Source organism: Chromohalobacter sp. 296-RDG, from assembly GCF_029889885.1.
Taxonomy (GTDB): domain Bacteria; phylum Pseudomonadota; class Gammaproteobacteria; order Pseudomonadales; family Halomonadaceae; genus Chromohalobacter.
The window spans coordinates 43,979-57,414 of sequence record NZ_JARANY010000002.1 but is presented as its reverse complement, the minus strand read 5'-3'; the positions used below and the strand labels follow the sequence as shown (position 1 = coordinate 57,414).

General features: G+C 60.1%; 14 protein-coding genes. All 14 read right to left on the bottom strand.

Features of this window, described 5'->3' with window-relative positions:
- Positions 1-18: 18 nt before the first annotated feature.
- Positions 19-1,380: a bifunctional UDP-N-acetylglucosamine diphosphorylase/glucosamine-1-phosphate N-acetyltransferase GlmU gene (glmU, locus tag OP495_RS01575; RefSeq protein WP_280566697.1), complete on the bottom strand. Its 1,362-nt coding sequence runs from the start codon at positions 1,378-1,380 to the stop codon at positions 19-21.
- Between the two features lie 151 nt (positions 1,381-1,531).
- On the bottom strand, positions 1,532-1,957 hold the full coding sequence (locus tag OP495_RS01570) for a F0F1 ATP synthase subunit epsilon (protein ID WP_280562429.1): 426 nt from the start codon (positions 1,955-1,957) through the stop codon (positions 1,532-1,534).
- A 78-nt stretch (positions 1,958-2,035) separates the two neighbouring features.
- Entirely contained in the window at positions 2,036-3,412 is a 1,377-nt protein-coding gene (atpD, locus tag OP495_RS01565; RefSeq protein WP_280562428.1) for a F0F1 ATP synthase subunit beta, read from the bottom strand.
- A gap of 88 nt (positions 3,413-3,500) precedes the next feature.
- Positions 3,501-4,376 (bottom strand): F0F1 ATP synthase subunit gamma, encoded by an 876-nt coding sequence (gene atpG / locus OP495_RS01560; protein ID WP_280562427.1) that lies wholly within the window; start codon positions 4,374-4,376, stop codon positions 3,501-3,503.
- A gap of 67 nt (positions 4,377-4,443) precedes the next feature.
- Positions 4,444-5,988 carry a F0F1 ATP synthase subunit alpha gene (gene atpA, locus OP495_RS01555; protein WP_280562426.1) on the bottom strand — a complete coding sequence of 515 codons (1,545 nt, stop codon included), beginning with the start codon at positions 5,986-5,988 and terminating at the stop codon, positions 4,444-4,446.
- A 16-nt stretch (positions 5,989-6,004) separates the two neighbouring features.
- Entirely contained in the window at positions 6,005-6,541 is a 537-nt protein-coding gene (locus tag OP495_RS01550) for a F0F1 ATP synthase subunit delta (protein ID WP_280562425.1), read from the bottom strand.
- Positions 6,542-6,552: 11 nt separating this feature from the next.
- The gene (locus tag OP495_RS01545) at positions 6,553-7,023 is read right to left on the bottom strand and encodes a F0F1 ATP synthase subunit B (protein WP_280562424.1); all 471 of its coding nucleotides are present in this window, start codon (positions 7,021-7,023) and stop codon (positions 6,553-6,555) included.
- A 66-nt stretch (positions 7,024-7,089) separates the two neighbouring features.
- Complete coding sequence (gene atpE, locus OP495_RS01540; protein ID WP_011508579.1) at positions 7,090-7,338, bottom strand: F0F1 ATP synthase subunit C; 249 nt, start codon at positions 7,336-7,338, stop codon at positions 7,090-7,092.
- A 52-nt stretch (positions 7,339-7,390) separates the two neighbouring features.
- Positions 7,391-8,254 (bottom strand): F0F1 ATP synthase subunit A, encoded by an 864-nt coding sequence (gene atpB, locus OP495_RS01535; protein ID WP_280562423.1) that lies wholly within the window; start codon positions 8,252-8,254, stop codon positions 7,391-7,393.
- A 16-nt stretch (positions 8,255-8,270) separates the two neighbouring features.
- On the bottom strand, positions 8,271-8,669 hold the full coding sequence (locus tag OP495_RS01530) for an ATP synthase subunit I (protein WP_280562422.1): 399 nt from the start codon (positions 8,667-8,669) through the stop codon (positions 8,271-8,273).
- 227 nt (positions 8,670-8,896) lie between these two features.
- Positions 8,897-9,832, bottom strand: a complete 936-nt coding sequence (locus OP495_RS01525) for a ParB/RepB/Spo0J family partition protein (protein ID WP_280566696.1) — start codon at positions 9,830-9,832, stop codon at positions 8,897-8,899.
- Positions 9,833-9,872: 40 nt separating this feature from the next.
- Positions 9,873-10,640 carry a ParA family protein gene (locus OP495_RS01520; RefSeq protein WP_280566694.1) on the bottom strand — a complete coding sequence of 256 codons (768 nt, stop codon included), beginning with the start codon at positions 10,638-10,640 and terminating at the stop codon, positions 9,873-9,875.
- Positions 10,641-10,690: 50 nt separating this feature from the next.
- The gene (gene rsmG / locus OP495_RS01515; protein WP_280566692.1) at positions 10,691-11,317 is read right to left on the bottom strand and encodes a 16S rRNA (guanine(527)-N(7))-methyltransferase RsmG; all 627 of its coding nucleotides are present in this window, start codon (positions 11,315-11,317) and stop codon (positions 10,691-10,693) included.
- Complete coding sequence (gene mnmG, locus OP495_RS01510; RefSeq protein ID WP_280562418.1) at positions 11,314-13,209, bottom strand: tRNA uridine-5-carboxymethylaminomethyl(34) synthesis enzyme MnmG; 1,896 nt, start codon at positions 13,207-13,209, stop codon at positions 11,314-11,316. The genes rsmG and mnmG overlap by 4 nt, the downstream gene beginning before the upstream one ends.
- Positions 13,210-13,436: the final 227 nt, after the last annotated feature.

Genomic DNA, 13,436 nt, shown 5'->3' with positions numbered 1-13,436 from the left:
AGCGCCGCCGTTCGATACTCAGGAAGGCTTACGAGGCCGCTGCCAGCCCGCACGCGTAGTCTGACGCGGGCGTGCTACCGCCAGGGCCCCGGCATCGACATTCTTGTTGATGGTCGAGCCGGCCCCGACCGTGGCGCCATCGCCCAGCGATACCGGTGCCACCAGGGCGGTATTGGAGCCCACGAAGACATCGTCGCCGATCTCGGTGCGGTGCTTGTTGGCGCCGTCGTAATTGCAGGTGATGGTGCCCGCACCGACATTGACGCCACGCCCCAGCCGAGCATCGCCGACATAGCTCAAATGATTGATCTTGCTACCTTCACCAACGTCAGCGTTCTTGGTCTCGACGAAGTTGCCCACCTTGCTGTCGCAGGCCAGGCGCGTGCCGGGACGCAAGCGCGCGAAGGGCCCGATGTGGGCGCGTGATGCCACCTCGGCGCCGTCGATGATGCTATGCGCCTCGATGACCGTCTCCGCCGCAATATGGCTGTCGCGGATCAGCGTATAGGGGCCCACGCTGACGCCATCGCCGAGCGTTACCTCACCCTCGAACACGCAGCCCACGTCGATGAAGACATCATGTCCGCAATCGAGGCGGCCACGCACATCGAAACGCGCGGGGTCGGCCAGCGCCACGCCTTCAGTCAGAAGACGCTCGGCCCGGTCACGCTGATAGGCGCGCTCCAAGGCCGCCATCTGCACACGGTTGTTGACGCCTTCGACCTCCAGCGCCGAAGCAGGCGCGGCCGTGGCGATATCGATACCTTCGGCCGCTGCCATGGCGAAGATGTCGGTCAGGTAATACTCTCCCTGAACGTTCTCGGCGGAGAGCCGAGGCAACCAGCGCTTGAGCTGCGCTCCGGTGGCGGCGACGATGCCGGTGTTGCATTCGGTGATAGCGCGCTGGGCCTCGCTGGCCTCCTTGTGTTCGACGATGCCCGTAACACGACCTTCTTCATCGCGCACGATCCGCCCATAACCGCTGGGATCGGCCAATTCAACAGTCAGAAGGCCGAGGCGGGTCTCATCCACCTCGGCAAGCAATGCCGCCAAGGTCTCAGCCCGGATCAGCGGGACATCACCATAGAGGATCAGCACCTTGCCGTCGCCCATGTTCTCCAGGGCCTGGGCCACGGCATGACCGGTGCCCTTCTGTTCGGCCTGCAGGGCGAAACGCACCTCGCGGCCGCCGAGCTCGGTCTCGACCTGCTCGGCACCGTGGCCGATCACCACGTGCGTACGCGTCGCACCCAATTGCTCAGCGGTATCCAGCACATGCGTCACCATCGGCTTACCCGCCAACGGATGCAGGACCTTGGGCTTGGCCGAACGCATCCGCGTTCCCTGGCCGGCGGCAAGTATCACCACGTCTAACGTCATCGCTGTCGTCCCTATGCATCTCTTGAAGAAGATAGGCGTATTCTACGGCGGGCGGAAGGCGCTACCAAGCGACATGCGTCATGTCTCGGTGCCGCCCACGAAAAAGGCGACCCAAGGGTCGCCTTCATGATTGCGGCATCTCGTGCGACGCCTAGCCTCGACCGCCCTTCTCACGCAGCTGCTGGATGGTCCGCAACTGTGCCACGGCTTCCGCCAACTCGGCGGCCGCCCGGGTGTAGTCAAGATCGGACTGCTTGTCGCCCATGGCCCTCAAGGCCTCCTGACGAGCCTCTTCGGCGGCAGCCTCATTGAGATCGTGCGCCCGCGTGGCCGTATCGGCCAGTACCGACACCACCTCCGGTTGAACCTCCAGGAAACCGCCGGTGACGAAGTACACTTCTTCCTCGCCATCTTCGCGCGTCACGCGTATCGGCCCCGGCTTGAGCTCGGTAAGCAGCGGTGCGTGACCATGCAGAATACCCAGATCGCCCGACACGCCGGCCGCCACTAACTGCTCGGCGTTGCCGGAGAAGATGGCCTTCTCGGCGCTGACGATGTCGCATTGGAAGCTAGCCATCGCTATCTCCTCGTTCATGGAAGCGTCGGGCACGGCGCGCAATAGCGCCGTCCCTACCACTCCCGAATGGGCGTGACCTTACTTCATGTTTTTGGCTTTCTCGACAGCTTCGTCGATGGTGCCAACCATGTAGAAGGCTTGTTCAGGCAGTTCGTCGTACTCACCGTCGAGGATACCCTGGAAGCCGCGGATAGTCTCCTTGAGAGAGACGTACTTGCCGGGTGCCCCGGTAAACACCTCGGCGACGAAGAACGGCTGCGACAAGAAGCGCTGGATCTTGCGCGCCCGTGCCACGGTCAGCTTATCTTCATCGGCCAACTCGTCCATCCCCAGGATGGCGATGATATCCTTGAGCTCCTTGTAACGCTGCAACACGCCCTGCACACCGCGCGCGGTGTTGTAGTGCTGTTCGCCCACGGTCAGCGGATCGAGCTGGCGCGAGGTGGAATCCAGCGGATCGATCGCCGGGTAGATACCCAACTCGGCGATGGAACGCGCCAATACCACGGTGGCATCCAGATGCGAGAAGGTGGTCGCCGGTGACGGATCGGTCAAATCATCCGCCGGTACGTAAACCGCCTGCACGGAGGTGATGGAGCCTGACTTGGTCGAGGTGATGCGTTCCTGAAGGACGCCCATTTCCTCGGCCAGCGTCGGCTGATAGCCCACCGCGGACGGCATGCGGCCCAGCAGCGCCGACACCTCGGTGCCTGCCAGGGTATAACGATAGATGTTGTCGACGAACAACAACACGTCACGCCCGTCATCACGGAACTTCTCGGCGATGGTCAAGCCGGTCAGGGCCACACGCAGACGGTTCCCGGGCGGCTCGTTCATCTGGCCATAGACCAGCGAGACCTTGTCGAGAACGTTGGATTCCTGCATCTCGTGGTAGAAGTCGTTACCCTCGCGAGTACGCTCCCCCACCCCGGTGAAGACGGAATAGCCACTGTGCTCGGTGGCGATGTTGCGGATCAGCTCCATCATATTGACAGTCTTGCCGACGCCGGCACCACCGAACAGGCCGACCTTGCCACCCTTGGCGAACGGGCACACCAGATCAATGACCTTGATACCGGTTTCCAGCAGCTCTTCGGAAGCTGTCTGATCAGCATAGCCCGGCGCCTTGCGGTGGATCGGCATGCGTTCGTCTTCACCGATTTCACCGGCTTCGTCGATAGGCTCGCCAAGCACGTTCATGATGCGTCCCAGCGTGGCCGTGCCTACCGGTACCGAAATCGCCGCCTGCGTATTGGCGACGTCGAGGCCACGCTTGAGGCCTTCGGTGGTGCCCATGGCAATGGCACGCACGACGCCGTCACCCAGCTGCTGCTGTACTTCCATGATGGTCTCGGTGTCGGAGACCTTCAGCGCGTCGTAGACCTTGGGCACATCGTCCCGCGGAAACTCTACGTCAATCACCGCGCCGATGATTTGTACGATACGTCCGCTCATGTTGGTTCCTCTAATACCTGCAAATGAAACCTGCTTCGCCTGGGCCCCGAGGCAACCCGCGTGGGCAGCCTCGGTGGGACCTGCGTCGTCATACGGCGGCGGCGCCGCCGACGATCTCTGAAATCTCCTGGGTGATCGCGGCCTGACGGGCCTTGTTATAGACCAACTCCAGATCATCAATCAGATTGCCGGCATTGTCGGTCGCGTTCTTCATCGCGATCATCCGCGCCGCCTGCTCGCAGGCCACGTTCTCGACCACGGCCTGGTACACCTGTGATTCCACATAGCGCACCAGCAAATGATCGAGCAGGGTCTTGGCGTCCGGCTCATACAGGTAGTCCCAGCTGCCGCTGGCACGTGTCTCTTCTTCATCGTCGTCCGCTGGCGCCTGCAGAGGGAGCAACTGACGTACGACCGGCTTCTGGGTCATGGTGTTGACGAATTCGTTGTGCACCACATAAAGCCGATCCAGTTGTCCCTCATCGAAGGCCTTCAGCATGACGCTAACGCTCCCGATCAGATCATCGACGGCCGGGGCTTCACCCAGACCGCTCTTGCCCGCCACCAGATTGCCGCCATGGTTACGAAAGAACACATTGGCTTTAGAACCAAGGGCCGCATAATCGACCTCGATGCCCTTTTCGTGCCAATACTTGGCTTCACGCGTCACGGCCTTGAACACGCTGACGTTCAGGCCACCCGCCAGACCACGGTCACTGGAGACCACAATATACCCTACGCGCTTGACCTCGCGCTCGATCATGTACTCATGACGATACTCGGGATTGGTCTTGGCAATATGGCTTACCACGCGCCGAATCAACTGGGCGTATGGCTGGCTGGCCGTCATGCGTTCCTGCGCCTTGCGCATCTTCGACGCAGCCACCATCTCCATGGCACTGGTAATTTTCTGCGTGTTCTTGATGCTTCCGATCTGGGAGCGAATTTCTTTTGCAGCTGCCATCTCGATATCACCCTCTTGCGAGCCGCTCAGCTAGGATTGCCGACCCGGTCTTTCACCGGATCTGGTATCACCAGGTCTGAGTGGACTTGAACGTCTCGAGGCCGGACTTGAGGCCCTGTTGGATATCGTCGTCGTACTTGCCGCTCTGATTGATCTTGTCCATCAGTTCGGCATGCTCGGATTTCATGTACGCCTGCAGCGCTTTCTCGAAATCCAGCACTTTGTTGACCTCGACATCTTCCAGGAAGCCTTCGTTAGCGGCATACAACGTCACCGCCATTTCGGCCACCGACATCGGCGAATACTGATTCTGCTTCATCAGCTCGGTGACGCGTTGGCCGTGTTCAAGCTGCTTGCGGGTTGCTGCATCGAGATCCGAGGCGAACTGCGAGAAGGCCGCCAGTTCTCGGTACTGCGCCAAGGCTAGACGCACGGTGCCACCAAGCTTCTTGATGATCTTGGTCTGCGCCGAGCCGCCCACACGCGATACCGAAAGCCCCGCGTTGATTGCCGGACGCACCCCGGAGTTGAACAGGTTGGTCTCGAGGAAGATCTGACCATCGGTGATCGAGATCACGTTGGTCGGCACGAAGGCCGAGACGTCGCCGCCCTGGGTCTCGATAATCGGCAATGCGGTCAATGAACCGGTCTTGCCTTTAACCTCACCGTTGGTGAGTTTCTCGACATGATCGGCATTGACGCGTGCTGCACGTTCGAGCAGGCGAGAGTGAAGATAGAAAACATCCCCCGGATAAGCTTCGCGGCCCGGTGGACGGCGCAGCAGCAGCGACACCTGGCGATACGCCACGGCCTGCTTGGAGAGATCATCATAGGTGATGAGAGCGTCTTCGCCACGGTCGCGGAAATACTCGCCCATGGTACAGCCGGAGTAGGCCGCCAGGAACTGCATCGGCGCTGGATCGGCGGCGCCGGCAGCAACGATGATGGTATGCTCCATGGCATCGTGCTCTTCGAGCTTGCGCACCATGTTGGCAATGGTCGACTGCTTCTGGCCGATGGCGACGTAGACGCAGGTAACACCTTTGCCTTTCTGGTTGATGATGGTGTCGATGGCGATCGCCGATTTACCGATCTGGCGGTCACCGATGATCAGCTCGCGCTGGCCACGACCGATCGGCACCATGGCGTCGATGGACTTGAGACCGGTCTGGATCGGCTCATCGACGGACTGACGAGTGATGACGCCCGGCGCGACCTTTTCCACCGCGTCGGTCATCTTGGTGCCGAGTTCACCCTTGCCATCGATGGGATTACCCAGCGCATCGACCACACGGCCGATTAGTTCCGGGCCCACCGGCACCTCGAGGATACGACCGGTACACTGCGCGGTCATGCCCTCTTCGAGCTGCAGATAGTCACCGAGCACCACGGCGCCTACGCTGTCACGCTCGAGGTTGAGCACCATGCCGAAGATGCTGCCGGGAAACTCGATCATTTCGCCGAACATCGCGTCGGCGAGACCATGGATCTTCACGATACCGTCGGAAACGCTAACCACGGTACCTTCGTTGCGGGCTTCGGATGCGACATCCAGCTTTTCGATACGCTGTTTGATGATGTCGCTGATCTCGGAAGGATTCAGTTGCTGCATGCCATGTCCCTCGAACTCAAGCGGAAAGTGCGTTGCGTAGACGGTTCAATCGACCGCGTACCGAACCGTCGATGACGGTATCGCCGGCACGCAGGATCACGCCGCCCATCAGCGCACGGTCCACCTGAGTGGTAATGGAGATTTCGCGGTTGAGACGCTTCTTAAGCGCAGTCGCGAGCTTGTCCTGCTGTGCGGCATCCAGATCGAAGGCGGAGACGATGGTCACATCCACCCGCTTCTCTTCTCGAGCGCGCAACGCCTCGAACTGCTCGGCGATCGCCGGGAGGGCGGCGAACCGTCCTCGCGAGCCAACGGTACGGAGAAAGTTGCGAAGAGACTCATCGAGTTCTCCACAAACCTCGAGCAACAACTCGGTCTTCTGTCCTCGGGACAGTTTCGGGTTGCCCACCACCTTGGCGTTGAAAGCGGTGTCAGCCACCGCTTGCGCCGCCGACGCCAGGTGTCCGGACCAGGCTTCAAGCGCCTTTTGATCACGCGCATATTCGAACGCCGCCTTGGCGTACGGACGAGCTACGGTAGACGTTTCAGCCATGCCTCACCTCCTCAGAGCTCAGCCGCGAGCTTGTCGACCAACTCACGATGCTTAGCTTCGTCAATGGAGGAGTCGAGGATACGCTCGGCCCCTTGAATGGCGAGTGTCGCCACCTGGGTCCGCAACTCTTCTTTAGCACGCTGCGTCTCCTGCTCGATCTCGCCGCGAGCGCTTTCAATCATGCGCTCCCCTTCAAGACGAGCGTTGTCACGCGCTTCCTCGATCATCTGGTTTGACCGCTTATGGGCTTGCTCGATGATCTGGGCCGCCTGCTCCTTACTCTCCTTCAACTGCTCAGCTGCTTGCTCCTGAGCCAGTTCAAGGTCGCGAGTCGCACGGCTGGCCGCATCCAGGCCATCGGCGATCTTCTTTTGCCGCTCCTGCAGCGCCTGCATGACCGGTGGCCATACAAACTTCATGCAGAACCAGACGAAGACCGCAAAGGCTATGGCCTGACCGATCAGGGTTAGGTTCAGATTCACGCCAGCACCTCTCGCATCACAAGTTTGGGGTTAATGTCACCGTGGCCCATGGGCCAGACGGCAAAGTTAACCGACAAACGGATTGGCGAAGGTGAAGAACAGCGCGATCCCCACACCGATCATGGTCACAGCGTCGAGCAGACCGGCGACGATGAACATCTTCACCTGCAGTTGCGGAATCATTTCCGGTTGGCGTGCCGCACCTTCGAGGAACTTACCGCCGAGGATGCCGAAACCGATGGCGGTGCCCAATGCACCCAGGCCGATCAGCAGGGAGACGGCGATAGCGGTCATGCCCAGAACTTGTGCTTCCATGATTGACTCCAGTCTATTTTAAAGTTTAAGGGGTTGGGGTTGAGAAAACCGGTTAATGCTTTTCCGTCGCCATGCTCAGATAGACGATCGTCAGCATCATGAAGATAAACGCTTGCAGAGTGATGATCAGAAGGTGGAAGGTCGCCCACGCGAAATGCAGAGGCAACTGCCACAAGCCGATCATGGCGATCAGGATGAAGATCAGCTCGCCTGCATAGAGGTTGCCGAACAGCCGTAGTGCCAGCGACACGGGCTTGGCCAGCAGTGTCACCGCTTCCAGCAGGAAGTTGGCGGGAATCAGCAAGGCCTGGACGAACGGATTGGAGGCGTTGAACGGGTGCAGTGTCAGCTCAGCCACGAAGCCGGATAAGCCCTTTTCACGGATGCTGTAGAAGATGATCAGGGCGAATACCGCCAGCGACATGCCCAGCGTGGCATTAACGTCGGTGGTCGGTACGACCTTGAAATAGACATGCGCGGGATCGGCCCCGAACCAGGCACCGATTTTTTGCGCCAGCATCGGCAGGAAGTCCACCGGCACCAGATCCATGAGGTTCATCAGAAAAATCCAGCAGAAGATCGTCAGCGACAGCGGCGCGATCAACTTGCTCTTGCCGTGAAACGTCTCGCGGACCGAGTTATCGACGAACTCGACCATCATCTCGACGAAGTTCTGCAGGCCACTCGGTACACCGGTGGTCGCGGTCTTGGCGACCATGCGGAATACCCACAGGAATAAGATCCCCAGGCCGATCGACCAGGCCATGGTATCCAGGTGAATGGCCCAGAACCCCATTTCCTGGGCTTCCTGCGCGGAATGTGCCAGTCCCAACCCATGCTCCGGATGCAACCCGAAGGTCATGTTCTGCAGGTGGTGCTGGATATACTCCGAAGACGTCGGATTGTTGCCTGCCATTGAGTAAGCCTCGAGTTCAAGTGCGCGACGGTCGATGCAACAGCCAGGGTCCCAGCCAGTGCACCAACTGCGTCACCACGTAAGCGCCAAAGAAGAAAGCGGGGTTTGAGGGAGGCACGGCTACGAATACCGCGATGAACAATGCCGCCGTCAAACCGAACTTACCAGCCTCGGCTCGGTAGAAACTGTTTACGATGTTGCGCGCTTGCGATGCTCCCTGATGACGAAAGGTCAGCCAGGCAAAAAAGACGTTGGGCAACCAGGCAACCAGACCGCCCGACAATGTCGATAACGCCGCTTCAGGCGTATGCCAGATCAACGTGGGTGCCGACATTCCCAGTGCCATGCACAACTGCAACATCAGCAAGGGAAACAGTCGTGGGCCCTTGAGCCTGGCCGGTGCCGTTTTATGCATGGCGTCGGTCTTGCCGTCCTCTTATTGCTGGTGTCGTCACCCTGACAAATCTTGGCGGATTATAGGGGAGGGCCTAGTGGCCTTCAACAGAATATGGGCCGATTTAGCGCGATCTGACAGTTCGTTACCACTAAAGGGGCACGAAAAGACGATAAATAACGTTAACGCGCTAAACGTTGACTGCGGCATTTTGTCACACTAGCCGCGTATCCCGCGGCGGTATCCCGTCATTGGATATGGCCCAGGATGCCGTCCAGTTCATCTAGACTCGTGTAGCGAATGGTGACACGCCCCTTGCCGGAGGCCCCATGCTGGATCTTGACCGGTGCGCCGAGCAGTTCGGCGAGACGCGTTTCGAGCCGCGCCACATCGGTATTGCCCGACGCGCTCGGCGTGGACTTGGCGGCCTCCTTGCCGCTGGCGTTCTGCTTGGCCAGCGTTTCGGTCTGGCGCACGGTTAGATCGCGCTCGACGACCTCACGCGCAATGCTGCGCTGGCGCGCGGCGGGCAGGGTCAACAGAGCACGCGCATGCCCCATATCCAGATCGCCACGTTCGAGCAATGTCTGCACTTCCTCGTCGAGGCTCAACAAGCGCAGCAGGTTCGCCACTTGCGCGCGCGATTTGCTTACCGCATCGGCTACCTGCTGCTGCGTGAGTTCGAAGTCGTCGAGCAGACGCTTCAGCGCCATGGCTTCTTCCACCGGGTTGAGGTTTTCGCGCTGGATGTTCTCGATCAGCGCCAAGGCGAGGGCGGCTTCGTCGCTGACCTCGCGCACCACGGCAGGGATGACATCGAGCTCTGCGAGCTGCGCCGCCCGCCAGCGTCGTTCGCCGGCAATGATCTCATAGCGAGACTCGCCCATCGGTCGAACCACGATGGGCTGCATAACGCCCTGGGCACGAATCGAATCGGCCAGTTCCTCGAGCGACTCGGGCTGGATATCGCGCCGTGGCTGATACTTGCCCCGGCTCAATTGTCCCAGCGGCAAGCGCCTCAGTTGCTCTTGTTCCTCGCTGGCAGCCGAGGCCTGAGCGGGTTCCAGCACGACGTTACCATCGACGTCGCCATCGATGGCGTCATCGCCAAGTGCATCGCGTTGACGCGCGCCTGCACCGATCAAGGCATCCAGGCCGCGTCCCAGTGCGCGTTTGCGCGTCATAAGTATTTCCTCGATTCGTCTCCCACTCGCCAGGGACGCATCATAGCGCCAGGCGGCGGATCAGTTCCTTGGCCAACACCCGATGGGCCTGGCTCCCCCGCGAAAGGCGCGCATACTTGGTTACCGGCAGGCCGTGACTAGGTGCCTCGGCAACGCGTACGTTACGCGGAATGCATGCCTTGAGCAGGGTATCGCCGAAATATTGGCTCAACTGCTTGCTGACATCGCGCGTCAGGCTGTTGCGCGCGTCGTACATGGTTCGCACGATGCCAAAAATGCTCAGTTCCGGATTCACGTTCGTTTGAATCTGCTCGACGGTATCCAGCAGTGCCGAGAGCCCTTCCAGTGCATAAAACTCACATTGCAGAGGAATTAGCACTCCGTCTGCGGCGGTCAGGGCGTTAACGGTAAGCATGTTGAGCGAAGGTGGGCAATCGATGATCACCACATCGTAACTGTCGGCCACGCTTCCCAGAGCATCGCCCAGGCAGCGCTCACGTCCGTCACGCTCGAGGAGATCGACTTCGGCAGCGGTCAAGTCGCCATTGCCGGGCAGCAGGGCATAGCCGGCGTCGGGGCAATCGAGAATCACTTCGCTAGCACGGCGCCCATCGAGAAGCACCTCAAGCACGCTCCCCTCGAGCTCATGTTTGTCGACACCACTGCCCATGGTGGTATGTCCCTGGGGATCGAGGTCGACCAATAGGACTCGCCGGTCCAGCGCGGCGAGACAGGCCGCGAGATTGACTGCGGTGGTGGTCTTGCCAACGCCACCCTTCTGGTTGGTCAAGGCGATTATCTTGGTCACGATCGACTCCCATTATCGACAACGCCCGAAAACGGCAGCGCTGGTGGCATTCAACTATGTCGCAGGCGCACGAGCACACGTTGCGCCTCATCGCCCGGCACCGCCAGCAGGCGGTTTTCGACGAGTGTCACCTCGCTCGGCAAGGCGGCAAGCTCCACCTCCACATCACGGCCCTTCATCGCCAACCACTCGCCATCCTCGGCCAACAAGGGGCGCGTCAGCGTGAGGAAGGTCGCCAGATCGGCGAAGGCCCGCGACACGATCTGATCGAAACCGCCATGCTCGAAGTTTTCGACCCGCGCTTGCACCGGCGTGACGTTATTTAGCCCCAACTCTAGAACGGCCTGGCGCTGAAAGCGTACTTTTTTGCCATTGCCGTCGAGCATGGTCACCGCCAGGCGTGGATCGAGTATCGCCAATACCAGGCCAGGCAACCCGGCGCCCGCACCAACATCAAGCAACGAAGGACCGCGCACGGTCGCCGCTATGCTGGCGCTATCGAGCAGATGGCGGGTGACCATCTGCTCAGGATCGCGTACCGCGGTGAGGTTATAGGCACGGTTCCACTTGTGCAACAACGCGAGCAACGCCAACAGGCGCTTACGGGCCATCGCATCGACTTCGACCCCGAGCGCAGCGAGGCCGGTATCGAGACGCGTTTCACAAGCTGGGGTCATGCATTGGCCGCCTGGAGGGACTGTTCATCGATCAGGCGACGCTTCTTGAGATGAATCAGCAAGAGTGACACGGCCGCCGGGGTGACCCCAGAGATACGTCCTGCTTGTGCCAGCGTCTCAGGCCGCGCAGCTTCGAGCTTCTGACGGATCTCGTTGGATAGGCCATCGATGCGTGCGTAGTCCAGATCCTCAGGCAGACGCAGTGTCTCATGGCGACGCAGACGCTCGATCTCGTCTTGCTGGCGCGCAATGTATCCCTGGTACTTGGCTTGGATCTGAACCTGGTCGGCGACGCTGGGATCGAGCGTGGGGGCGTCGTCGTCGAGGTCGGCATGCGTCAGTTCGGGCCGCTTGATTAGATCCGCCAGTCGGTATTCACGTGCCAAGGGCTTGTCGAGCTTGCTAGCGAGACGCTTGGCAAGTTCGCTTTGGGGCTGCACCCAAGTGTCCCGTAAACGTTCGGATTCTCGGGCGATGGCCTCGCGCTTGGTGGAAAAACGCTGCCAGCGCTCGTCATCGACGAGTCCCAGGTCCCGCCCGATCTCGGTGAGACGCAAATCGGCGTTGTCCTCGCGCAGCAACAGGCGATGTTCGGCCCGCGACGTGAACATGCGGTACGGTTCCTGAGTGCCCATGGTGATCAGGTCATCGACCAGTACCCCGAGATATGCCTCGTCGCGACGCGGCGTCCAGGCATCCTGTCCTTGGGCGCGTCGTGCAGCGTTGAGTCCCGCCAGCAAGCCTTGGGCAGCCGCTTCCTCGTAGCCGGTGGTGCCGTTGATCTGACCGGCGAAGAACAGGTTGTGGATAAATTTGGTTTCCAGCGAATGACGCAGGTCGCGTGGATCGAAGAAATCATACTCGATGGCATAACCTGGACGGGTGATGTGTGCGTTCTCGAACCCCTTGATCGAACGGACCACCTGGAACTGCACGTCGAAGGGCAGCGAGGTCGAAATCCCGTTGGGATAGAGCTCGTGGGTATCGAGGCCTTCGGGCTCGACGAAGATCTGGTGACTCGACTTGTCCGCAAAGCGGTTCACCTTGTCTTCGATGGACGGGCAATAGCGCGGTCCGACCCCCCCGATATCGCCGGAATACATCGGCGAGCGTTCGAGATTGGCATGAATGATCTCGTGGGTGTGGGCATTGGTATGCGCGATATGGCAGTTCATCTGGCGCGGATGCTGCTCGCGATTGCCGAGATACGACATCACCGGCGTCGGCGTATCGCCAGGCTGGGTATCGAGTACCGAGAAATCCACGCTTTTGGCGTCCAGACGTGGTGGCGTACCGGTCTTGAGCCGATCGACGTTGAACGGCAGGGCACGCAGGCGTTGTGACAAAGCGTTGGAAGACGGATCCCCGGCACGCCCGCCGGAGTGATTATCCAACCCGATGTGGATAACACCGCCGAGGAAGGTACCGGTGCATAGCACCACGCTTTCGCCGAAGACGCGAATCCCCGTCTGAGTGACGACGCCGCGGACCGTGTCGCCATCGACGATCAGGTCATCGGCGGCCTGTTGGAAGAGTGTCAGATGCGACTGGTTTTCCAGTTGGCTGCGAATCGCAGCCTTGTAACGGACGCGATCGGCTTGGGCCCGAGTCGCACGCACGGCGGGACCCTTGCGGGAATTGAGTACACGAAACTGAATGCCGCCGAGATCGGTGGCATGCGCCATGGCGCCGCCCAAGGCATCGATTTCCTTGACCAGATGGCTTTTGCCGATCCCGCCGATGGCGGGATTGCAGGACATCTGGCCGAGCGTCTCGATGTTATGCGTCAGCAATAGCGTCTGACAGCCCATGCGAGCGGCAGCCAATGCGGCTTCGGTCCCCGCATGGCCCCCGCCGATGACAATGACATCAAAGCGGTCTGGGTAATCCACGTTACACCTCGAATCGCAGCGTATGACTGCGGTCGTGCATGTCGGCAAGTCTCATCGTCAGGCGATGAAGCTTGGCAAATAGTCGGACAGTATAAACCCCTTGTGAGTAACCGTCAGGGTTTTCCACACATGGATTGCCAGTGGATTGGTTCGTCATCGGGTCTCTTATTAATAACAATATAGAATTTAAAAGAAGTTCTGTTGTTGTTGTTATTACTGGTCTCGGC

What these genes read in the sequence shown, in the direction of transcription:
- glmU (WP_280566697.1), bottom strand. Translation starts at nt 1,380, where the DNA reads ATGACGTTAGACGTGGTGATACTTGCCGCCGGCCAGGGAACGCGGATG.
- OP495_RS01570 (WP_280562429.1), bottom strand. Translation starts at nt 1,957, where the DNA reads ATGGCTAGCTTCCAATGCGACATCGTCAGCGCCGAGAAGGCCATCTTC.
- atpD (WP_280562428.1), bottom strand. Translation starts at nt 3,412, where the DNA reads ATGAGCGGACGTATCGTACAAATCATCGGCGCGGTGATTGACGTAGAG.
- atpG (WP_280562427.1), bottom strand. Translation starts at nt 4,376, where the DNA reads ATGGCAGCTGCAAAAGAAATTCGCTCCCAGATCGGAAGCATCAAGAAC.
- atpA (WP_280562426.1), bottom strand. Translation starts at nt 5,988, where the DNA reads ATGCAGCAACTGAATCCTTCCGAGATCAGCGACATCATCAAACAGCGT.
- OP495_RS01550 (WP_280562425.1), bottom strand. Translation starts at nt 6,541, where the DNA reads ATGGCTGAAACGTCTACCGTAGCTCGTCCGTACGCCAAGGCGGCGTTC.
- atpE (WP_011508579.1), bottom strand. Translation starts at nt 7,338, where the DNA reads ATGGAAGCACAAGTTCTGGGCATGACCGCTATCGCCGTCTCCCTGCTG.
- atpB (WP_280562423.1), bottom strand. Translation starts at nt 8,254, where the DNA reads ATGGCAGGCAACAATCCGACGTCTTCGGAGTATATCCAGCACCACCTG.
- OP495_RS01530 (WP_280562422.1), bottom strand. Translation starts at nt 8,669, where the DNA reads ATGCATAAAACGGCACCGGCCAGGCTCAAGGGCCCACGACTGTTTCCC.
- OP495_RS01525 (WP_280566696.1), bottom strand. Translation starts at nt 9,832, where the DNA reads ATGACGCGCAAACGCGCACTGGGACGCGGCCTGGATGCCTTGATCGGT.
- rsmG (WP_280566692.1), bottom strand. Translation starts at nt 11,317, where the DNA reads ATGACCCCAGCTTGTGAAACGCGTCTCGATACCGGCCTCGCTGCGCTC.